19 protein-coding genes, 1 pseudogene and 1 riboswitch are annotated in these 21,145 nt (G+C 75.3%); of the genes and pseudogenes, 9 read left to right on the top strand and 11 right to left on the bottom strand.

Going from position 1 to position 21,145, the window contains the following annotated elements; genetic code table 11:
- Positions 1 to 71 precede the first annotated feature (71 nt).
- Positions 72 to 863 (bottom strand): SDR family NAD(P)-dependent oxidoreductase, encoded by a 792-nt coding sequence (locus ACSNOC_RS13030; RefSeq protein WP_436747540.1) that lies wholly within the window; start codon positions 861 to 863, stop codon positions 72 to 74.
- Between the two features lie 170 nt (positions 864 to 1,033).
- Here ACSNOC_RS13030 and ACSNOC_RS13025 point away from each other — a divergent pair, with 170 nt between their 5' ends.
- Positions 1,034 to 1,618 (top strand): TetR/AcrR family transcriptional regulator, encoded by a 585-nt coding sequence (locus ACSNOC_RS13025; protein WP_436747539.1) that lies wholly within the window; start codon positions 1,034 to 1,036, stop codon positions 1,616 to 1,618.
- Positions 1,619 to 1,640: 22 nt separating this feature from the next.
- On the opposite strand, the gene ACSNOC_RS13020 is transcribed toward ACSNOC_RS13025, so the two are convergent.
- The 8 genes from ACSNOC_RS13020 to ACSNOC_RS12985 all read right to left on the bottom strand — a co-directional run bounded on the left by ACSNOC_RS13020 (position 1,641) and on the right by ACSNOC_RS12985 (position 9,470).
- Entirely contained in the window at positions 1,641 to 2,090 is a 450-nt protein-coding gene (locus tag ACSNOC_RS13020) for a hypothetical protein (protein WP_436747538.1), read from the bottom strand.
- A 68-nt stretch (positions 2,091 to 2,158) separates the two neighbouring features.
- Entirely contained in the window at positions 2,159 to 3,244 is a 1,086-nt protein-coding gene (locus ACSNOC_RS13015; RefSeq protein ID WP_436747537.1) for an LLM class flavin-dependent oxidoreductase, read from the bottom strand.
- 43 nt (positions 3,245 to 3,287) lie between these two features.
- The gene (locus tag ACSNOC_RS13010) at positions 3,288 to 4,310 is read right to left on the bottom strand and encodes an LLM class F420-dependent oxidoreductase (RefSeq protein ID WP_436747536.1); all 1,023 of its coding nucleotides are present in this window, start codon (positions 4,308 to 4,310) and stop codon (positions 3,288 to 3,290) included.
- A gap of 51 nt (positions 4,311 to 4,361) precedes the next feature.
- Entirely contained in the window at positions 4,362 to 5,990 is a 1,629-nt protein-coding gene (locus ACSNOC_RS13005) for an ABC transporter substrate-binding protein (RefSeq protein ID WP_436747535.1), read from the bottom strand.
- The gene (locus ACSNOC_RS13000) at positions 5,987 to 6,808 is read right to left on the bottom strand and encodes an ABC transporter ATP-binding protein (RefSeq protein WP_436747534.1); all 822 of its coding nucleotides are present in this window, start codon (positions 6,806 to 6,808) and stop codon (positions 5,987 to 5,989) included. Before ACSNOC_RS13000 ends, ACSNOC_RS13005 begins: the two co-directional genes overlap by 4 nt.
- Complete coding sequence (locus tag ACSNOC_RS12995; protein WP_436747533.1) at positions 6,805 to 7,587, bottom strand: ABC transporter ATP-binding protein; 783 nt, start codon at positions 7,585 to 7,587, stop codon at positions 6,805 to 6,807. Before ACSNOC_RS12995 ends, ACSNOC_RS13000 begins: the two co-directional genes overlap by 4 nt.
- Positions 7,584 to 8,522 carry an ABC transporter permease gene (locus tag ACSNOC_RS12990; protein ID WP_436747532.1) on the bottom strand — a complete coding sequence of 313 codons (939 nt, stop codon included), beginning with the start codon at positions 8,520 to 8,522 and terminating at the stop codon, positions 7,584 to 7,586. The genes ACSNOC_RS12995 and ACSNOC_RS12990 overlap by 4 nt, the downstream gene beginning before the upstream one ends.
- A gap of 3 nt (positions 8,523 to 8,525) precedes the next feature.
- A complete protein-coding gene (locus ACSNOC_RS12985) occupies positions 8,526 to 9,470 on the bottom strand; it encodes an ABC transporter permease (RefSeq protein ID WP_436747531.1) in 945 nt (314 codons plus the stop codon).
- Between the two features lie 467 nt (positions 9,471 to 9,937).
- Here ACSNOC_RS12985 and ACSNOC_RS12980 point away from each other — a divergent pair, with 467 nt between their 5' ends.
- The 7 genes from ACSNOC_RS12980 to ACSNOC_RS12950 all read left to right on the top strand — a co-directional run bounded on the left by ACSNOC_RS12980 (position 9,938) and on the right by ACSNOC_RS12950 (position 17,393).
- Positions 9,938 to 10,795: a LuxR C-terminal-related transcriptional regulator gene (locus ACSNOC_RS12980; protein ID WP_436747530.1), complete on the top strand. Its 858-nt coding sequence runs from the start codon at positions 9,938 to 9,940 to the stop codon at positions 10,793 to 10,795.
- A 323-nt stretch (positions 10,796 to 11,118) separates the two neighbouring features.
- Positions 11,119 to 11,757, top strand: a complete 639-nt coding sequence (locus tag ACSNOC_RS12975; RefSeq protein WP_436747529.1) for a hypothetical protein — start codon at positions 11,119 to 11,121, stop codon at positions 11,755 to 11,757.
- Positions 11,758 to 13,587 carry an asparagine synthase (glutamine-hydrolyzing) gene (gene asnB / locus ACSNOC_RS12970; RefSeq protein WP_436747528.1) on the top strand — a complete coding sequence of 610 codons (1,830 nt, stop codon included), beginning with the start codon at positions 11,758 to 11,760 and terminating at the stop codon, positions 13,585 to 13,587.
- Entirely contained in the window at positions 13,584 to 14,132 is a 549-nt protein-coding gene (locus ACSNOC_RS12965) for a flavin reductase family protein (protein ID WP_436747527.1), read from the top strand. Before asnB ends, ACSNOC_RS12965 begins: the two co-directional genes overlap by 4 nt.
- On the top strand, positions 14,129 to 15,589 hold the full coding sequence (locus ACSNOC_RS12960) for a 4-hydroxyphenylacetate 3-hydroxylase family protein (protein ID WP_436747526.1): 1,461 nt from the start codon (positions 14,129 to 14,131) through the stop codon (positions 15,587 to 15,589). Before ACSNOC_RS12965 ends, ACSNOC_RS12960 begins: the two co-directional genes overlap by 4 nt.
- Positions 15,586 to 16,443: a class I SAM-dependent methyltransferase gene (locus ACSNOC_RS12955; RefSeq protein ID WP_436747525.1), complete on the top strand. Its 858-nt coding sequence runs from the start codon at positions 15,586 to 15,588 to the stop codon at positions 16,441 to 16,443. The genes ACSNOC_RS12960 and ACSNOC_RS12955 overlap by 4 nt, the downstream gene beginning before the upstream one ends.
- Before the next feature lie 77 nt (positions 16,444 to 16,520).
- Positions 16,521 to 17,393 (top strand): helix-turn-helix domain-containing protein, encoded by an 873-nt coding sequence (locus tag ACSNOC_RS12950; RefSeq protein ID WP_436747524.1) that lies wholly within the window; start codon positions 16,521 to 16,523, stop codon positions 17,391 to 17,393.
- Here ACSNOC_RS12950 and ACSNOC_RS12945 read toward each other — a convergent pair.
- Positions 17,368 to 18,633, bottom strand: coding sequence for an MFS transporter (locus ACSNOC_RS12945; RefSeq protein WP_436747523.1), 1,266 nt, complete (start codon positions 18,631 to 18,633; stop codon positions 17,368 to 17,370). The genes ACSNOC_RS12950 and ACSNOC_RS12945 overlap by 26 nt on opposite strands.
- Before the next feature lie 250 nt (positions 18,634 to 18,883).
- Positions 18,884 to 19,001: riboswitch (SAM riboswitch) on the top strand.
- A gap of 161 nt (positions 19,002 to 19,162) precedes the next feature.
- Here ACSNOC_RS12945 and ACSNOC_RS12940 point away from each other — a divergent pair.
- Positions 19,163 to 20,464, top strand: coding sequence for an aminotransferase class V-fold PLP-dependent enzyme (locus tag ACSNOC_RS12940; protein WP_436747522.1), 1,302 nt, complete (start codon positions 19,163 to 19,165; stop codon positions 20,462 to 20,464).
- Positions 20,465 to 20,473: 9 nt separating this feature from the next.
- Here the strand turns inward: ACSNOC_RS12940 and ACSNOC_RS12935 are convergent.
- Positions 20,474 to 21,112 (bottom strand): annotated as a pseudogene (locus ACSNOC_RS12935) (SpoIIE family protein phosphatase); the annotation flags it as partial.
- Positions 21,113 to 21,145: the final 33 nt, after the last annotated feature.

The raw sequence follows: 21,145 nt of genomic DNA, 5'->3' as shown, positions 1-21,145 counted from the left end.
CTTCCCTTCCCTGCCCAGGAGGGGGGCCGTCCGCCGGGCCCGGTCGTCCGGCCGGGCCAACCGTCGTCGGCTCAGACGGACTTGATGATCCCGCCGTCGATCACGTACTCGGCGCCGTTGATGTTGCTGGGCGAGGCGGCGAAGACGATGAGGCGGGCGACCTCCTCCGGCGTGGAGACGCGGCCGGTGGTGGTGCCGAGGTTGTCCAGGAACTGGGTGACCATCTCCTCGTGCGGGACGCCGTTTTCGGCGGCGAGGCGGCCGATGAGCCCGTCCGGGTCGGTCCACACGCCGGTGGAGACCGGGCCGGGCGAGATGGTGATCGCCCGCACGCCCTGGGGGCCGAACTGCTCGGCGACGATTTTGGTCAGCGCGTTGAGCGCCGCCTTGCTGACGTTGTAGTCCACGGGTCCCGCGCCGGCGAGCCGGGCGGCGATCGAGGAGACGTTGACGACGGTGCCCTTGCGGTCGACCAGGCTGGGCAGGGCGGCCCGGGTGACGCGCAGGGCGCTGTAGAAGTGCAGGTCGAACGTGTGCTGCCAGGCGCTGTCCGGGAGTTCGAGCAGGCTGAGCAGCGCGCCCTTCGCGATGTCGTCGGTGTCGCCGACGCCCACGTTGTTGACGAGGATGTCGATGGCGCCGAGTTCGGCCGTGGCCCGCTCGATCAGTTCCGTCGCCCCCTCGGCCGTGGTCAGGTCCACGGGCACGTGCACGGCGCCGGTCTCCTTCAGCTCCGGCGTCTCCCGGCGCGAGGCGGCGACGACGCGCACGCCCTCCGCGACGAGCAGCCGTACGACGGCCAGGCCGATGCCCTTGCTGCCTCCGGTGACAACGGCGGTCTTCCCCGCGAGTTCCAGGTCCATGTTCCTGCTCCTTCAGTCATTCCATGCGTCGGCGCCACCTGAGGGACCGCTCGGTCCCGGACCGATCGGTCCGTATCCTGCGCAGGCCGGAGCCCCGGTGTCAACCGCGAACAGACCGGACGGACCGATCGGTCCGAATCCGCTAGGCTGGGCCCGACGGGAGGTGTCACATGGCCAGGAAGCCCGATCCGGGCGCGCGCGACCGCATCCTCGACACGGCGTGCGCCCTGTTCAACGAGCACGGCGTGCGGGCCGTCGGGCTGCAGCAGATCATCGACGCCTGCGGCTGCGGAAAGAACCTGCTGTACCGGGAGTTCAGCAGCAAGGACGAGCTGATCGTCGCCTGGCTGGAGCGCTGCGGCGGCGAGTGGCCCGAGCTGCTGGCCGAGGCCGAGGAGCGCCACCCGGACGACCCGGCCCAGCAGCTCGTCACCGTGATCGCGATCGTCGCCGAGCGCGCCGCGGAGAAGGGCTTCCGGGGCTGCGCGATGCGGAACGCCTACGCCGAGTTCTCCGACGCGTCGCACCCGGCGCACCAGTACATCGTCCGGCACTACGCCGGGCGGCAGGAGCAGCTCCACGCCCTCGCCCGCCGCGCCGGGGCCCGCGACCCGGACCAGCTGGCCGACCGGCTCGCCCTCATCCTCGACGGCGTCAACGCGAACGCCGCCATCCTCGGCCCCCGGGGCGCGGCACGGGCCGCGGTCTCCTTCGCCCGCGACGCGGTCCACGCCGCGACGAGCCCCGCGCGGTGATCGCTCAGCGCGCGATGATCGCTCAGTACGCCGCCCCGCCCACGCCGCCGGCGCGGCGGAGCAGGTGGGTGACGTAGGGCATGTTCCACGGCGCGCAGACGATCAGGACCTCGGCGTCGCCGTCGCGGCACACCGCGACGTGGCAGTAACGGGGGATCTTCCTGTCGCCCTTGCTCCTGGGCCGGACCGTGACGAGCCGCAGGCGCTCCACCGGCACCTCCCTGCGGGTGCGCCGCCGCGCGGGCCGGTACGCGGAGGCCAGGCCGCGCCGCGACGCGAGCAGCACGTTGGCCGGCCGCCCGCCGTACGGCTCGGGTCCGACCACGGCACCGGGAAACCGGACTTCCTTCCCGGCCGCGAAGGCCCGCGCCCGCCTGCGCCGCTTCCACCTGCTCTCGAACTCCGGCCTGCTGGTGGACAGCGCGTCCAGCGCCTCGGCGACCAGCTCCAGCAGCATCATTCCCCCTCGCAAACCCTCCGGTGCTCCCCGCTCCAGCGTACCCAGAGGGGCCACGGCCATCAGCCCGGCGGGCCGGGCCGCTACCAGCCGCGGCGGCGGGCCGGTGACAGGGGCGCGGGGAAGCGCAGGCGGTCCACCAGGGCGCGGCGCAGGGCGCGGTCCTCGTCCGTCTCGACCGGCATGTCGAGCTGGACGATGTCCACTCCGGCCGACCGCAGCAGCTCCACGCGTTCGGCGACCCGGTCGGGGGAGCCGACGAAGGCCGTGGCGAGTGCGCCGCGGATGAAGGCGGCGACCTGGTCGGGGGCCACCGGGCCGCGCTCCCGGTCCCGGTCGAGCTGGACCGCCCCGGCCCAGCGATCGGCGTCGGGGCCCGAGGTGAGGCGGATGGCGTCCCGGGCGAACCGCCGGGCCCGTTCCCCGGCCGCCGCGTCGGTCCTGTCCAGCACGACCCTGATGTGCCGCCAGATCCGCAGCCGCCGGCCGTGGGCGGCGGCCACGGCCCGGATCTCCGCGATCCGGCGGCGCGTCGCCGGTAACGGCAGCGCCTCGACGGCGTAGACGTCGGCGTGGCGGGCGGCCAGGTCCAGGCCCTCGGGCGAGGACCCGCCGAACGACAGCAGCTCGCCCCCGGGCCGGGGCCGCACCCCCGGCAGGGCGTCGCGCACCGCGTAGAACTCCCCCTCGTGGTCGAAGCCCTGGCCCTCGGTCAGGGCGCGCCGGAACACCTCCAGGTACTCCCCGGCCCGGCGGTAGCGGTCGGCCTTGCCGAGCCGGTCGCCGTCGCGCAGCACGTCGGCGTCGCTCGACCCGACGATGACGTGGGCCGTGGCCCGGCCGCCGGACAGGCGGTCCAGGGTGGCCAGGGAGCGGGCCGCGACGGTCGGGGCCGTGGTGCCGACGCGGTGGGCGACGGCGACGCGGAGGCGGCTGGTGGCGGCCAGTGCCCAGCACGCCACCAGCCAGGGGTCGGGCCACGAGCTGGACTGCGTCACCAGGGCGCTGTCCAGGCCGTCCTCCTCGTTCTCCCGGGCCGTGCGGGCCACGTGCTCCGGATCGGCGGTGCGCTCGCGCGGGTCGGGCGCGAACCGCAGCGCCTGGCGCTCCTCCGGGGTGCGGCCGGCGACGGGGGCGGCGCGGACGCCGCCCCGGATGTCGAGTTCCATGCGCGGTGACTCCCTCCGCCTGGCTGCTCCTGCCCGGTGCCGGTCACGGGGCGGCGGGTCCCAGCCGCGCCAGGGTGTCCAGCACCCGGGCGCGGCTGACGAAGACCTCGGGCGGCAGCGACACGTACAACTGGATGGTGGTGACGCCCGGCCGGTGGTACCGCAGGATGCGCTCGCGGCACTCCTCGGGCGATCCGCTGATGAACAGCCCGTCCACGACCTCGTCGGGCAGGGCCTTCTGCGCGCCCTCGGCGTCGCCGGCGGCCCACCGCTCGTGGGACTCCCGCAGCAGCTCGCCGTGGCCCAGCCACTCGTGGAACTTGCGGTACGGCTCGCGGTTGAGGATCCAGGCCAGGAACGGGCGTGTGGCGCGGTGCGCGTAGTCGGCGTCCTCGGTCGGGCAGACGAACACCTTGACGACGAGTTCCTTGCCGGCCGGGCGCGGGCCGACCGCGTCGAGGACCGTCGGCACGTCCTCGGGGAACAGGAGGTTGGTGATCGCCCCGTCGCCCTCGGTGAAGCCGAGCCGCAGCATCCGGGGGCGCAGGGCGCCGAGGATCACCCGGGCCGGTTCGGCCGGCGGGTGCGGCAGCCGGTACCCCGTGATGGAGAACGTGTCGAAGTCACCGGCGATGTACTCGCCGCGCAGCGCCCGGGTGACGAACCGCAGCACGTCCCTGGTGCGTTTGAACGGCTCGTCGAACGGGATGCCGTTGATGTCCTCGACGTGGGCCGGCACGGACGCGCCGATGCCCAGCAGCAGGCGGCCGGGCGCGAGCTGGGCCAGGGTGGCGGCCGTCTGGGCCAGGACGGCCGGTCCCCGGGTGTGGACGGGCACGATGCCGGTGGCGATGCGCAGCGTCGGGGACCAGGCGGCCGTGGCGGCGAGCGGCGTGAACGCGTCGGTGCCGCCGCCCTCCGCGCTCCAGACATCGGTGTAGCCGAGGTCCGGCAGGCGTTCGATCAGGAAACGGTGCCGGTCGATGGTCAGGCCCGGCAGCGGGAGGGTGACGCCCCACTTGGGCGGACCGGTCTCGGCGGGGCGGAGCGGGTGCGGCTCGGTCATGGCGTGGCCGACGTCCTCTCGGGGATGGGAAGGGGGGCGCGGTCGGCGGCGTCAGCCGACGTGGACCGTGGTCAGGTCGATGAACCAGGACTGCGGCTGCACCAGGCCCTCGACCTCGGGGGACAGCGCGCGCGGGTTGCGGTCGTTGACGACGAACAGCCAGGGGGCGTCCTCGGTCACCAGGGCCAGGGCCTCCCGGTAGTCCGCCCGGCGCCGGTCCGGGTCGGTGGAGGCGGCGGCGGAGGCGAGCAGTTCGTCCACACGCTCGTTGGCGTAGTGGCCGGTCCAGAAGGGGCTGTCGCTGCCGATGAACAGCGGCAGCAGCGCCTCCGACTGGAAGAGCGTGGTGGACTGGGCGATCGCGTCGGAGCCGAGCGCGACCTCGCCCTCGGCCTCGGCGCCGATGAGCGTGGACCAGTCGGTGGTGCGGATCTCGACCTCGATGCCGACGGCCGCCAGGTCGCGCTGGATGGCCTCGGTGATGGGCACCGGCAGCAGGTTGCCCGAGCCGCCGGTCGGGACGGTGACCGAGGTGCTGAAGCCGTCCTCGTAGCCCGCCTCGGCCAGCAGGCGACGGGCCCGGTCGGGGTCGTACCCGTAGACGTCGTTGGCCTCGTCGTAGGCGAACGTGGCCCGGGGCGCGGCCTGGTGGGCGGGATCGGCGGTGCCGCGGAGGAGCTGCTCGGCGATGGCCTCGCGGTCGATGGCGTAATTGGCGGCGCGCCGGACGCGCGGGTCCTGCCAGGGCTCCCGTGAGGTGTCGAGGATCCAGTACCAGAGGTGGTCGTAGGCGTTGGTGACGATGGTGGCGCCCTCGGCGGCGAGGCTCTCGATGTCGTCGGGATGCGGGTACTCGATCCAGTTCACGTCGCCCGAGCGCAGCGCCGCGGTGCGGGCGGCGGCGTCCGGGATGGCCCGGACCACCAGCCGGTCGAGCCGGGGCGCGCCGCGCCAGTAGTCCGCGTTGGCGACCAGCTCGACCCGCTGGCCCGGGTCCTGCGAGACGAACGCGAACGGCCCGGTGCCGACGGGGTGTTCGGCGAAGTCCTCGGTGCCGGTCTCCTCGATCGCGGTGGGGCTGGCGATCAGGACGTGGGCGAGGTCCTCGGGGAAGTGGCCGTTGGGCTCCTCGGTGACGATCTCCACCCGGCCGTCGTCCAGCTTCCGGTAGTCCGCGATGCCGCCGGCGTACTCCGCGGCGGCGGCGCCGAGCGCGTCGGTGTAGTGCGGGCTGTCCTCGTTCAGATAGCGGTCCAGGTTGAAGATCACGGCGTCGGCGTCGAACGCGGTGCCGTCGTGGAAGGTGACGCCCTCGCGCAGGGTGAACGTCCAGGTCGTGTCGTCGTCGGCGACCTCCCAGTCGGTGGCGAGCGCGCCGGTGATCTCGGCCGGGCCGTCGGTGACCGACAGGTCGTACCGGGTCAGGCCCTCGTAGAGCTGGAAGCTGACCAGCCGCTTCCCCTCGAACCCGGCGCCGCCGATGACCGTGTCCGTGTTGGGCAGCGTCCCGGTCGCGCCGATGACCAGGGTGCCGCCCCCGCCGGAGGAACCGGCGTCCGCGCCGCCGGAGTCGGCGGCGCAGCCGGCGGTGGCCAGCAGGAGCAGGGCGGCGGCCGGCAGGGCGGCGCGTCTCGCGTTCCGGTGTCCGGCGGGCGCGGGGGGAAGGTGACGAGGGGTCATGGCGTCGTGTTCTCCGTGGGTTCGGTGGAGCGGGTGGGTCCCGGTCCCGCCGGGTCGGGAAGGCCGGTGGCGGCGGCCAGCAGGGCCCGGGTGTAGGGGTGTCGCGGGTCGTTCCAGACGTGTGCGGTGGTGCCCTCCTCGACGACGCGCCCGTGCCGGAGCACGACCACGCGGTCGGCGAGCCGCCGCACGACGGCCAGGTCGTGGGAGACAAACAGGTAGGCGAGGCCGGTCCGTTCGCGCAGCTCCGCCAGCAGCTCCAGGACGTGGTGCTGGGTCGAGCGGTCCAGGGCCGAGGTGGGCTCGTCGCAGACGACCAGGTCGGGGCCGGTGGCCAGAGCGCGGGCGATGGCGACCCGCTGGAGCTGCCCGCCGGACAGTTCGCGCGGCCGGCGCCGGGCGAGCGCCGGGTCGAGGCCCACCCGCAGGAACAGCGCGGCGACGGCCTCGGCGCGCTCCCGGCGCGGCGTCCCGTGGGCGCGGAGGGCGAACGCGACGGCCTCACCGGCGCGCAGGGCGGGGTTGAGGGAGCCGCGCGGGTGCTGCGGGACGAACTGCAGGCGCCTGCGCGTCGCCCGACCGGTCCGGCCCCGCAGCCGGTGCGGGTCGTGCCCGGCGAAGCGGACCGTGCCGGAACCGGGGGCGAGGAGACCGAGCGCGAGCCGGGCGAGGGTGGACTTGCCGGAGCCGGACTCACCGACCAGGCCGACGGTCTCGCCGGGCGCGACGGTCAGGGACACGTCGTCCAGCGCGGGCGGCGCCGCGGCGCCGTAGCGGTGGGTGACGTGCGCGACGGTCAGCAGCGGGGTGCTCGTCACCGTGCCTCCCGGTGCGCGGCGACCAGTCCGGCGGTGAAGGCGTGGCCGGGCGCGGACAGCACCCGTGCGGCGGGGCCGCTCTCCACGACGCGGCCGGCCCGCATGACCGCGATCCGGCCGCCGACGCGGCGTGCGGCGGCGAGGTCGTGGGTGACCAGCAGCAGGGCGGTCCCGCGCTCGGTGCGCAGCTGCCCGAACAGGTCGAGGATCCTGGCCTGCACGAGGACGTCGAGCGCCGTCGTCGGCTCGTCCGCGATCAGCAGTTCGGGGCCGCAGGCGATCGCGAGGGCGATGGCCGCGCGCTGGCGCTGGCCGCCGGAGAGGTGGTGCGGGTGGCTGCGCGCGACGCGTTCGGGGTCGGATATCCCGGCGGCGGCGAGCAGCCCGGGGACCGCCGCCCGCGCGGCCCGCCGGTCCCGGGCGATCCGGTGGCGGCGCAGGACCTCGGTGAGCTGGGGGCCGATCCGGCGCAGCGGGTCGAGGGCACCGGTGGGGTCCTGGGCCACGTAGCCGACGCGGCGACCGCGGATCCGCGTCAGCTCCCGTTCGCTCGCGGCCCGCAGGTCCGTCGCGCCGAGCCGGACGCCGCCGCCGACGCGGGCGGTACGGCCGGGCAGGCCGAGGACCGTGCGCGCCACGGTCGTCTTGCCGCTGCCGGACTCGCCCAGCAGCACCAGGGCCTCACCGGCCGCGAGGGTGAACGACACGCCGTCGACCGCGCGTACCGGCCCGGGATAGTCGACGGTCAGCCCCTCGACCGCCAGAACGGCTCGGCTCATCGCGCCTCCTCCCGGACACCGGCCCGGCGGCGGAGGGCCTCGCCGAGGACGTTGAAGAGCACGGAGACGAGGAGGATCGTCACGGCGGGCAGGACGGCCACCCAGGGGTGGGTCAGCAGACTGGGCCGCAACTCGTCGAGCATGGCGCCCCATTCGGGGGTGGGCGGCGCGACGCCGAGGCCCAGGAAGGACAGGCCGGCGGCGTAGACGATGGCCAGCCCGATGAGCGAGGAGGCGTAGGCGAGGACGACGGGGGCGACGACCGGCACGACCTGCCGGACGGCAATCGCCGTCCACCCGGCGCCGCTGACCCGGGCGGCCTCCAGGAACTCGGCGGAACGGACCTGCCGCACCTCCGTGAACGCGACCCGGGTCACCACCGGGGTGAGGACCACGGACAGCGAGAGCACGGTGGCGCCGACGCCCGCCTCCATGACCGTGGCGACCGCGATGGCCAGCAGCAGGCCGGGGAACGCGTAGAGCACGTCCAGGGTGCGCAGCAGCCCCTGCTCGGTGAGGCGCCCGCCGAGACCGGCGGCGATGCCCAGGGCGGTGCCCGCGAGGGTGGCCACGGCCACCGGCACGAAGCCGCCGATCAGGGAGGGCCGGGCGCCCCAGATGAGCCGGCTGAGCACATCGCGGCCCTGCCCGTCGGTGCCGAGGAGGTGGCCGGGGCTGCCGGGGTCGAGCAGCCGGTCGCCCAGCGCCCCGGCGGCCGGGTCGTGCGGGGCGAGCAGCGGCGCGGCCAGGGCGACCGCGAGCAGCAGCCCGGCCAGCACGGCCGGGATCAGCGGCCCGGCGCCGGGGCGGCGCCGCCTTCCGGGCACGGTCCCGGGCGCGGTGACCGCCGCCGGGTCCGGCACCGGGTCGCGGTCACCGGGGCGTGCCGCGTCCGGCGCGGGTGAGCCCGCCGTTTCCGTCGTGGGAAGGGTCATGGGTCAGCTCCGCACTCTCGGGTCGATCCAGGCGTGCGCCGCGTCCACGAGGATGTTGATCGCGACGAAGGCGACGGCGACCACCAGCACGCCGCCCTGGATGACGGGGAAATCGCGGGCGGCGAGGGCGTCGTAGAGCAGGCGGCCGACGCCGGGCCAGGCGAAGAGGGTTTCCACGAAGACGACTCCTTCCAGCAGGGAGGCCAGTTGGAGGCCGGCGATGGTGAGCAGCGCGGGCGCCGCGTTGTGCGCGCAGTGCAGGAGGACGGCCGGCCGGCTCAGCCCGCGCGCCCGCAGGCTGTCGGGGAGGTCACCGGCGAGCACGGAGGCGAGCGCGGCGCGGAAGACGCGGGCCGTGAGGCCGAGCGGGACCAGCGCGGCGGCGATCGCGGGCAGGACGAGATGCCGCACCAGGTCGGAGCTCCCGCCGCCGCCGAAGACGTCGTGGGTGCCGCCCGCCGGCAGCCAGCGCAGTTCGACCGCGAAGACGGCGATGAGCAGGAGCGCCACGGAGTACTGCGGGGCGGAGACGGCCAGGGTGCCGAACGCGCCCGACAGCCGCCCCGGGAGGCCGCGGGGGCGCAGGGCGCCGAGGGCCCCCAGCACGACTCCCCCGACGAGCACGAGCACGAAGGCGGCCCCCGTCAGGATCAGCGTCTGCCCGAGCGCCGGGACGAGCGTGTCGGTGACGGGCCGCTGGCCGGCGACGGAGACGCCGAGGTCCCCGGTGACGGCGTGCCCCAGCCAGGTGGCGTACTGGACGGGCAACGGCCGGTCCAGGCCGAGGCGTTCGGCCAGCGCGTGCCGGGCCTCCGCGGGCGCGGAGGGCCCGAGGAAGGTGCTGACCGGATCACCGGGCACGAGGGCGACCGTGGCGAAGACGACGACCGTGACACCCAGCAGGGTGGGTACGGCGAGCAGCAGCCGTCGCGCCAGGAACCGTCTCATCGGCGCGCGGCGGGTCGGCGAGCGGGCACGGGCATGCGCGGTCCTTCCGGGAGGCAGCGGGGGGCGGCCTGAGGAAGGGTGCGGGCCGGGACGCGGGGTTAGCCAGTCAGCGGTTCATACGGTGACCGCTGGTCATAGGACTGGCGAGAGGGGGCACGCGCATGCCCCGTCCACCCGCTGATCGTTCATCCTTGACCCCGTATTCGGGACCTAAGTAGCCTCTTCGTATGACAAATTGGCGGACCGACTTCACCTTGGTCGGTATCGGCGGCTCGTGGCACCGGAGGTGCTTCGACGAGCTGTGTCGCCCGCGCGCCGGGCGCTGACCTCCCGGACCGTCAACTCCTCAGCGCCCTTCCTCTTCGCCGTACCGCCGTGCCCCGGGCACGGCCTCGCCACATTCGAGGGGAAACGCACGCGATGCCGCACCACAGCAGCAACGCCGTCCGCACGCGCGGAGGTTCACGGTGGCCGCACTGACCGAGCGCACGGCGCAGGGGTCCAGACGCCTGGCGCGTCCGCACCCGGAGATCGACAACCCGCTGGACATGATCGCCGGCCACCACCTGCTGGCCGAGCCCGACGTCCTGCCCGCCCGCCCGCCGCACGCCCAGGCGCCGGGCTGCGCCTGCGGCCACCCCATCTGCGGCTGGACCGCCCGTCAGGCGGCGACGGCCACACGGGTGTTCCTCGTCGTCCACCGGCCGGTGGTCGGCGCCGGGCTGCGCAGCGTCCTGGCCGCCGCCCCGGGCGTGGTGGTGGCCGGCGGCACCAGCGACCCGGCGGGAGCCCTGGGGGCGGTGCGCCGGGTGAGACCCGACGTGATCCTCCTCGGTCCGGGCGCGTCGCTCGCCGACGACCTGCGGACCGCCGCCCGGCTGCGCGGCCCCCAGGGGGTGCCGCGCGCTCGCGTGGTGCTGCTGCGCCGGGCCCGGAGCCAGGCCGAGGCCGGGCAGGTACTGCAGGCCGGGGCGAGCGGCTGCGTCTCCCTCGACCTGCCCGAGGACCGGCTCATCGCCGCCGTCTCCCTCGCCGCCGCGGGCGGCTCCGTCTTCCTCCCCGCGCCGCCGTCGGCCAGCGCTCACCCGGCGAGCCTGGCGGGCCACGCCGGTGAGCCGTCGCCCCGCGACTGCGGGCTGACCGACCGGGAGCGCGAGGTGCTCGCCCAGCTCGCGCGCGGCCTGAGCAACGCCGAGATCGGCCGTGAACTGGCCCTCGCCGAGGCGACCGTGAAGAAGCACCTGACGCAGGCGATGCGCAAGATCGGCCAGTCGGACCGGCTGCGCGCCGCGCTGTACGCGCACCGGCACGGACTGGCCGGCTGACCGCCGGCCGACGGGTACGGCCCCGGGCGGCCGTACCCGTCGCCCGTCTGCCCGGCGGGGCGACCTTCGGAGCACGGGGGGTCGCCGTTCGTCGCCCCCGCCGTCGCCCTTCGGGGCTTCTGGGCGCCACGCGGCGCTGCCTAGCGTGGGCGGCGAACGAGATCAGTGCGGTCCGTACCCCCCACCCTAAGGAGCCCTCGATGAGCGACGGGCACAGATCCACCGATCGGCCCTTCAGACACACACCACGCACAGCGCTGCTGGGCACGGTCGCCCCGGACGGCGACTCCGCCCGGCCGGCACTCCGGTCGCCCTACCGTTCCATGTCCGACACCGAGCGCTCCGCCCTGTGGCGCCAGCGGCTCCACGAGGCCGAGGCCGGCCTGACCCGGTACCTGGTCTCCCAGGGGGACGAGGTGTCCCTGACCGCCTGGTTCGCCCTCCAGGCGGAGATCTTCGCCGACCTGCCCGGACCCGACGCGCCACCGTACGCGTGGCAGCGGATCTTCTTCCGCGGCCAGGCCCTGATGGAACGGTTCCTCGTCGACCGCTACGGGGAACAGGTCCTCGCCGACTGGGCCCGGGCCAACGCCGACGTGCACCGCGAGGTCGAGCCCGACCACGGCCGCGGCGCCGCGGACCCGATCCACCGCATCGCCCGCCAGGCCGAACTCTACGGCTCCGACTACGAGTTCGACGACGCCCCGCCGGCCGCCGACCGCGCGGCCCTCACCATCACCCACTGCGCCATCTGGGACTACCGCGAGCAGGCCCGCCGCAACGGCGTCCGGCTCACCCTCACCTCCCCCTGCACCTACTGCACGGAGGCGCTGTCCGCCAACATCCGCGCCAAGGGCTACGTCCCCGCGCACCGGCTGCGCAGCGGACCCACCGGGCACGGCTGCCGGTGGGAGGCGAGCGCGCCCCGCCCGGCGGGCGCCGACGGAAACGGGGAGGCGTAGATGTGCGGCATCACCGGCTGGGTCGACTGGGACGCCGACCTGCGCGACCACCGTCCCACCGTGCGGGCCATGACCGACACCCTCGCCTGCCGGGGCCCCGACGCCGAGGGCGTCTGGCTGTCCCGGCACGCCGCCCTCGGCCATCGCCGGCTGTCCGTGATCGACCTGGGCGGCGGCGCCCAGCCGTTCACCGACGGCGCGGACCCGGGCGCGGTGCTCAGCTACAACGGCGAGCTCTACAACTACCGGGAGCTGCGCAAGGAGTTGACCGCTCTCGGGCACGTCTTCCGCACCCGCTCCGACACCGAGGTCGTGCTGCGCGCCCACCTCCAGTGGGGAGCCGCCGCGCCCCGGCGCTTCAACGGCATCTTCGCGTACGCCCTGTGGGACACCCGGCGGCAGGAACTCCTCCTGGTCCGCGACCACTTGGGCATCAAGCCGCTGTACTGGCACGCGCACCGCACCGGTGTGCTGTTCGGCTCCGAGCCCAAGGCCGTGCTCGCCAACCCGCTCTTCCGCGCCGAACTCGACGCCGAGGGCATCGCGGAGCTGTTCGCGCTGCCCGCCGCGCCCACCGCCGGACACGGGATCTTCCGCGGCCTGCGCGAGGTGCGCCCCGGACACCTGGTCTCCGTCGGCGGCGCGGCGACGCGCGAGGTGCGCTACTGGTCGCTGGAGTCCCGCCCGCACACCGACGGCCCCGGGGCCACCCGCGACACCGTGCGGTCCCTGCTCGCCGACAGCGTCGAGCGGCAACTCCTCAGCGACGTCCCGCTGTGCGCCCTGCTGTCGGGCGGCGTGGACTCCAGCGCCATCACCGCCCTGGCGGCCGGCGCCCGCGAACGGGCCGGCCACGGCAAGGTGACCACCTACTCGGTGGACTTCCCCGGCAGCTCCGACCGCGCGCCCGACGCGTGGCGCACCACGCACGACGCGCCGTACGTCCGGGCCGCCGTCGAGCACATCGGCACGCTGCACACGTCGGTGGTGCTCCCGGACGACGATCTGCTGGACGCCCGGGACGCGGTGCTGCGCGCCCGGGACCGGCCGGGCTGGGGAGAGATGGACGCCTCGCTGCACCTGCTCTTCCGCGAGGTGCGGCGGCGTTCCACCGTGGCGCTGTCCGGCGAGGCCGCCGACGAACTCTTCGGCGGATACCCGTACTTCCACGATCCCGCCGCGCTCGCCGCCGACACCTTCCCGTGGCTGCACGGCCGCACCACCCCGGCCGCCCTGCTGCGGCCCGAGGTGCGCGCCGAGGTCCGCCCCGACGAGTACGTGGCGGAGGCGTACCGGGACGCCCTCGCCGGCGTGCCGCGGCTGGCGGGCGAGCAGGGGCCCGACCGGCGCGTCCGCGAGGTGTTCCACCTGGCGCTGACCCGCTGGCTGCCGCCGCTGCTGGACCGCGTCGACCGGGTGAGCATGTCGGTCGGCCTGGAGGTCCGGGTGCCGTTCTGCGACCACCGGCTGGTGGAGTACCTGTGGAACGTGCCGTGGGCGCTCAAGGCCCCCGGCGGCCGGTCCAAGGGCCTGCTGCGCGACGCCGTGCGCGACCTTCTCCCGGCACGGGTGGCGGACCGGCCCAAGAGCGGCTACCCGTCCACCCCCGCGGTCCGGTACACCGAGGTCCTGACGGCCCGCGCCCACGAGCTGCTGTCCGATCCGGACGCGCCCGTGTTCGACCTGGTGGACCGGGCGGCGGTCCGCCGCGCGCTCGCCGACGGCCGCCCCCTGCCCAGCCCCCGCACCGCCCCCAACCCGGTGGGCGGCCTGGACCACCTGGTCCAGGTGGACGAATGGCTCCGGGCGTACCGGGTGAGCCTGCGGTGAACGGCGGACGTGACACGACGGCGGACGTCTTCCGGCTCGCCGCCCGTGCCTGGACGACCGGCGTCGCGCTGCTGACCGCACGGCACGGCGACGAGGTCTTCGCCAAGACGGTCTCCTCGCTGTGCACCCTGTCCCTCGACCCGCCGCTGGTCAGTGTGGCCGTCGACCGCCGCAGCCCGATCGCGACGGCGGTGAAGGGCAGCCGCCGGTTCGCCGTGAGCGTCCTCGGCCGCGACCAGGAGCCGCTGGCCCGGCGTTTCGCGACGCCCGGCGCCGGCCGCGCCCTCGGCTTCTTCACCACCGTGCCGATGCGCCCGGGGACCGCGTCCCACGGCGCGCCCGTGCTGGAGACCTGCCTGGCCTGGTTCGAGTGCGGGCTGCACGGCGTCCTCCCGGGCGGCGACCACACCCTGCTCGTCGGCCGCGTCACCGCCGCCGACGGCGTGCCGGACGACCCCCTCCTCTACCACGACGGCCGCTACCACTCCCTCGGCCCCACCACCTCCCACGGCCACCGACCCACATCCGCAGGAGCCCGCGCATGACTCTGCTCACCGGGGACCGTTACCGCGCCGAACTCGCCGACGGCCGCGAGCTGTATCTGGACGGCGAGCGCGTCACCAGCCCCGCCGACCATCCCGCCTTCAAGCCCGCCGTGGACGAACTGGCCCGGCTGCTCGACCTCCAGGACGACCCGGCGCACCGGGACCTGCTGACCTGGGTGGACCCGGACACCGGGCAGCGCCTCGCCCGCGCCTACCAGCCGCCCCGCAGCCTGGAGGACCTGCGCCTGCAGCGCCGCAGCGCCGAGTTCTGGCACGCCGAATCGCTGGGCCAGCACGGCCGTTCGCCCGCGTTCATGGCGTCGATCGCCGTCGGCGTCTACGACTTCCGCCACCGGCTGGAGTCCAACCGGCGAGGCTTCGGCCGCAACGCCGAGTCCTGGTACCGGTACTGCGCGCACAACGACCTCGTCCTCTCGCACGCGCTGGGCGATCCGCAGATCGACCGCTCCGCGGACCCCGTGGACGACCCCGACCTCGCCCTGCGGGTCCTGGCCGAGAACGAGCGCGGCATCGTGGTGCGCGGGGCCAAGCAGCTCACCACCCTGGCCCCGCTGGCGCACGAGGTGCTGGTGTACCTGTCGGCGTCGTTCGCCCAGCGGCGCGGCGAGCAGTTCGTGGTCTGGTTCGCGCTGCCGCTCAACACCCCCGGCCTGATCACCCTGTGCCGCGAGCCGCTGGGCAGCGCCCCCTGGGGCCACGCCCACCCGCTGGGCGCCCGCTTCGACGAGCAGGACGCCATGCTGTTCTTCGACGACGTGCTGGTGCCGTGGGACCGGGTGTTCCTGCTGCGCGACGGCGACCTGGCGCGCACCGGGCTGGGCCGGATCAACGCCTGGAGCGCGTACATCGGGCACGTCCGGTTCCGGGAGCGGCTGCGCACCCTGCTGGCCACCGCGACCCTGGTGGCCGAGAGCATCGGCGTCGACGGCTTCCGCAACGTCCAGGAGGACCTGGGGCGGCTCGCCGGATACGCCGAGCTGACCGAGTACTTCCTCGACGCCGCCGAGGCGCGGGCCGCCACCACGGACAGCGGGCTGCTCGCCCCCGGCGACACCGCCGCCAGCCGTGTCTGGTCCGCCGAGGTGGCGGCGGAGGCGGTGGCCGTCGTCCGCCGGATCGGGGCGTCCGGGCTGCTGATGCAGCCCACCGCCGGCGACCTGGCGCACCCCCGGCTGCGCCCGCACCTCGACCGGTACATGCGCGGGCGCGGCATCGACGCCGAGCGCAAGTCCCGTCTCTTCCGGCTGGCCTGGGAGCTGACCGGCGACAGCTTCGGACAGCGCCAGGACCTCTACGAGTACGTCCACCGCGGCGACCTGACCCGCAACCGCATCAACCTCTTCAAGCGCTACGACGTCAGCGGCACCCGCGAACGGCTGCGCCGGTTCGTCGAGGAGCCCGAGCCCGCCATCACGTCCCCGGAGGCACACCGATGACCCCGTCCGCGATCGAGATCCAGGCCCGCATCCTGTCCGGCTACGCGGACGCCAGCAAGCTCCGCCAGGAGCACGACCGCGACTGGGTGCTCGGCCACGTCCCCGGGGAGCCCGGCGTCCTGCTCGACCTGGGCAGCGGCATCGGGCAGTTGCTCCAGGCCGCCCTCGACCGTTTTCCCTCCCTCCGGCTCGCCGTCGGTCTGGAGGGCTCCCCGCACCGGATCGCCGAGGCGACCGAGCGGCTGCGCCCGTACGGCGACCGGGTCGTGCTGCGCGAGGCCGACCTGAACGCGCCCGAGCCGCCGCCGCTGCCCGCGGCGTACCGGCCGGACGTCGTCACGATGACCTCGGTGCTGCACTGGCTGTATCCCACCGAGGAGCGGATCCTGGCGTGGGTGGCGCGGCACCTGGCACCCGGCGGCACCTTCCTGGTGACGACGTACCACCCCGCCCGCGACCCGCACGGTCTCGGCGGCGAGGACGACATCGTCCGCGACGCGCTGACGGCCCTCGGGGTCCGGCGCGCGGACGTGCCGTCGCTGCTCGCCGGCGGCGGGGTCCTGCCGATCGCCACCCGCACCCGGACCGTGGCCGACCTGACGGACCTGTTCGGGGAGCACTTCGAGGTGGTGGGCATCGCGGAACGCGCCGCCGAGGTGACCGTCGAGGACGCGGCGCGGTACGCGCACTTCCACGCGGCCACCTTCGGCGACTACTACAGCCGGCTGGTCGAGCCCGCGCGGCGCGCCGCGTTCTTCCGCGCGGTGGGCGAGGCCGCCGCGCGCCGCCAGGAGGAGCGCGGGCGGGTCAGCTCCATGCCCGTGCGCCTGTGGCGGCTCGTCCCGCGGGCCTGACACCCTCCCCCCGGTCCCCTTTCCCTTCTACGCTGGTCACAGCGGTACCCGCACCACGCCGAGGAGCACCACAAGCCATGTCAACTCCCCCTCGCAGCACGGAACTCGGGGCATTCCTGCGCGCTCACCGCGAGCTGCTGAAGCCCGCCGACGTGGGCCTGGCGACCACGGCCCGCAGGCGCACCCCCGGGCTGCGCCGGGAGGAGGTGGCGTCGCTGTCCGGGGTGGGCCTGGCCTGGTACACGTGGCTGGAGCAGGGCCGGGTGACCGCCTCCCGGCAGGTGCTGGAGGCGGTCGCCCGGGCGCTGCGGCTGGACGCGGCGGGCACCCGCCACGCGATGCGGCTGGCCGGGTACCACGAGCCCGCCGGGTCCGGCGGCGAGGACGGCCGCGGCCGGCTCGCCGCCGCCGTCCAGCCGGTGCTCGACTCGTGGCCGGTGAGCCCGGCCGTCCTCCTCGACCGGTACTTCGACCTGCTGGGCTGGAACGCCGCCTGGAGCGCCCTGTGGGGCGCGCCGGAGGAGATCGCCGCCGAGCGCCGCAATCTGATGTGGCTGATGGCGGCCGACCGGCGGCTGCGGGCCCTCCTCCACGACTGGGAGCCGCTCGCCATGAACGTCTTCCAGCACTTCCGCGCCCAGGCCGGTCCGGCCCTGGCCGACGCCAGGACCAGCGAGGTCTACCGCCACCTGGACGAGGACGTGCCGGAGCTGCGGCACTGGTGGGGCTGCCACTCGGTGGCCGAGCTGACCGCCCGCACGGTGACGGTCGAGCCCCGGCCCGGGCAGCGGATCCAGCTCTCGCTGTCCTCGTTCCACCCGGTGGACGACCCGTCCGCGCTGATCCTGCTGTTCACCCCCGGCACGGCGGAGGACCGCGCGCGGATGGCGGCCCTCGCCGGCCGGGGGCTGCGTGCCGTTCCCGCTACGCCTGACCTGCGGGCCGGCTGACCGCCGCCGCGCGGGCGACCCGGCTGAGCAGCACGCCGCCGAGGGCCGCCACCAGCGCCAGACCCGCGCCGACGGCGAGGGTCCCGGCCGACACGTCCGCGAACGCGCCGACCGCCCAGGCGCCGAGACCGGTGCCCGCGTACATGGTGGACGTCAGCCACGCGCTGGACGTGGCGCGCAGCTCGGGCGCGACGGTCCCGGCCAGCGTCTGCTGGTCGGTCACGAAGCCGCCGCTGGCCACAAACCACACCGTGATCCCGGCCAGCGCGAGCACCAGCCCGGGCCCCTTGGCCGCCAGCGCGATCCCCACGGCCAGCAGCAGGCCCCACAGCCCGAGCAGCGGCAGGTCCGTGCGTCCCGCCGCGCGGGCCCGGTCGCCCAGGCGCCCGCCCAGCAGCGACCCGGCCACGCTCCCGGCGCCGACGAGCACGCCGACCAGGCCCAGCGCCTCGACCGAGAGGTCGAAGCGGTCCACCAGCAGCGCGCCCAGGAACGTGTAGGCGCCCAGGTTGGCGGCGTGGAACGCCGTGTTGACGAGCAGGCCCTCCCGCAGCGTCGGCACGCCCCACGCGGCCAGCAGGCCCCGGACGGCGCCGACCCGGACGCCCTGGGCCGTCGTGGGCCGGACCTGGCGCAGCAGCAGCGGCACGGCCGCGGCGGTGCCCAGGGCCAGCGCCCAGAACGCGGAACGCCACCCCGCCAGGCCGGCCAGCAGCCCGCCGAGCGGCACGCCCACGACCTGGCCGCAGGAGAACAGGGCCATGCCCAGGCCCAGCGCGCGGCCCCGGACACGGTCCGAGGTGGTCTCGGAGATGTGCGCCCAGATCGCCGGCCCGGCCGCGGCGGCGGCCAGCCCGGCGAGCGCGCGGGAGATCACCAGCAGCGCCAGGCCGGTCGAGACGGCGGCGGCGGCGTTCGACACCGTGAAGAGCACGGTCCCGGCGAGGAGGGCCCGGCGGCGCCCGAACCGGTCGCTGACCAGCCCGAGGAACGGCGCGGTCACGGCGTACGCGAGCACGTACGCGGTGACGCTGGAGGCCGCCGCGGCCTCGCTGACGCCGATGTCGTCGGAGATGGTCGGCAGCAGCGGGGAGACGAGGAACGTCTCGGTCCCGAACAGGAACAGCAGCGCGAACACGCCCGCGTAGCGGAACCGGTCGAAGCCCTCGGCGCGGTCGGCGGACCCGGCGGATTCGGCGGATTCGTGCTCGGCGGACTCGGCGGGGGAAACAGTGCTCAAGCGGATCACCACCCTTCACAACGGTGCGGAGCCGCGCCCGGGGGCACCACGGCCGGCGCGTCCGGGGCCGGGCGGCGGGGCGTCATGCGGCTCCGGCGGGGACGAGGGCCGCCCGGCCCGGCCATGGTGGGGGGACCGGCGCGAGGCAACCAGACAGGCGTTCATCCTGTGACCGCGGCTCACACCCTGGCGTCCGCGAAGTGAGACAGGCGGCCCAACGGCGGGCGGACGGTGGCAGGATGGGCACCAAGGTCACGAGTGACAGCGACAACGGCCCCGGCCCGCTGTCCGGCAACCCTCCTTCCGTGGCGGGGTGCCCCGGGTGATGACCGGGCCGTGGACAGCAGGGTCCACGGCAAGCGCGGCATCAGGGAGTACGCCATGAAGCAGCGAATGTCCTAGGGCACGTCCCGGACCCCTTTTCCGTCATCTCCCGCCGGTCTTCCGGTGGTTGGCGGCGCGCCCGCGATGCGCTCGGGTCCGGCCCCGGCACCGGGCCGTGTTCCCCCTGCCTCCGGGAGACTTCACGATGACCACCACCACGCCCGCCGTCCCCTCCGTCCCCTCCCAGGCGCCCGACCCGGCGTCCGACCCGCTGGCCGTTCTCGGCGCCGGCGTCCGGGTGCCGCTGGCGGACGGCGGCGAGACCGAGTACGCGGCGCTGGACTACGCCGCCAGCGCGCCGGTGCTGCGCCAGGTCTGGGACGATGTCGCCGCCTACGCGCCGTACTACGGCAGCGTCCACCGCGGAGCCGGGCACCTGTCCCGGCTCTCCACCCGGCTGTTCGAGGAGAGCCGGGAGACGGTGGCCCGGTTCCTCGGCTGCCGCCCCGGCGACCAGGTCGTCTTCACCCGTTCCACCACCGACTCGCTCAATCTGCTGGCCGCCGCCGCCCCCGCCGGGACCCGGGTCCTGGTGTTCGAGTCGGAACACCACGCGGCGCTCCTGCCGTGGCGCCGCCGCCACGACGTGACCTATCTGCCGGTGCCGCGCTCCCCGGAGGAGGCGGTGCGCACGGCCGAGCGGGCGCTGCGCGCCGCGCCGTCCGGACCGAAGCTGCTGTGCGTCACCGGCGCCTCCAACGTCACCGGGGAGCTGTGGCCGGTCCGCGAACTCGCCGCCGCCGCCCGCCGGCACGGCGCGCGCGTCGTCCTCGACGCCGCCCAGCTCGCCCCGCACCGGCCCGTCGACCTGGCCGCGCTGGACGTGGACTGGGTCGCGTTCTCCGGGCACAAGCTGTACGCGCCGTTCGGCTCCGGCGTGCTCGCGGGCCGCGCGGACTGGCTGCGCCGGGCCGAGCCCTACCTCGCGGGCGGCGGCGCCAGCCGGATCGTGGCCCGCCGGGCGGACGGCGGTGTGGACGTGGAATGGCACCACGACGAGGCACGGCACGAGGCGGGATCCCCCAACGTCATCGGCGCGTACGCGATCGCCTCGGCCTGCCGGACCCTCACCAAGGCGGGCTTCGACCGGCTCCTGCGGCACGAGGAGCGGCTGCTGACCCGGCTGCGGGCCGGGCTCGCCGCCGTGCCCGCCGTGCGTCCCCTGTCGCTGTTCGGCCCGGACGCCGCCCGGGTGCCCGTCGTCTCCTTCACGGTCGACGGCTGGGACGGCGACGCGTTCGCCCGCGCGCTGTCCGAACGCCACGGAATCGGCGTCCGCTCGGGCCTGTTCTGCGCCCAGCCCCTGGTCCGCGCCCTGCTGGACGACACCGGCCCGGTGGCCGGCTGCGACGGTCCCCTCCAGCCCGTCCGTGTCAGCTTCGGCGCCGGCACGCCCACCGCCCACATCGACCGCCTGCTGCGCGCGGTGCGGGAGCTGACGGAGTGACGACGGCGGTCAGCGCGGTCGTCCGGGTCCGTCCCCGTCCGGGATGGGCTGTTCGGTCCAGATCGACTTGCCGGTGGCGGTGTAGCGAGTGCCCCAGCGGTCGGCCATGGCGGCGACGAGCTGGAGTCCGCGTCCGCCTTCGTCGGCCGGGGTGGTGTGCCGGATGTGGGGGGTGGTCAGGGAGCCGTCCGAGACCTCCAGCACCAGGGCGCGGCTGCGGAGCAGGCGCAGGCGGATGGGGCCCTTGGCGTGCCGGATGACGTTGCCGACGAGTTCGCTGGCGAGGAGTTCGGTGGTCATCTCGGTGTCGTCGCTGATGCCCCAGGTGCGGAGCTGGTCGCGGATGAGGTCGCGTGCCTCGTGGGCGGCGGTGGGGTCCTCGGGCAGGGGCCAGGTGGCGATGTCGCGCGGGGCGAGCTGCTGGGTGCGGGTGATCAGGAGGGCGGCGTCGTCGCCGGTGGGGGAGCGCTCGGGCAGGAGGGTGGAGGTGATGGCGTCCGCCAGGGCTTCCAGGTCGTCGCGGGGGGCGGTGGCCAGGAGGTGGGCGAGGTGGTTCATGCCGTGGTCGATGTCGCGGTGGCGGGATTCGACCAGGCCGTCGGTGTACAGGGTCAGGAGGGTGCCGTCGGGCAGGTGGGTGGTGTGGGTGTCGAAGGGCGGGGCGGCTGTCTCTTATACACA

The sequence above is a fragment of the Streptomyces sp. URMC 129 genome, from assembly GCF_051386415.1.
Taxonomy (GTDB): Bacteria; Actinomycetota; Actinomycetes; order Streptomycetales; family Streptomycetaceae; genus Streptomyces.
The sequence above is the reverse complement of the archived record's forward strand: the minus strand, read 5'-3'. Positions and strand labels throughout refer to the sequence as shown.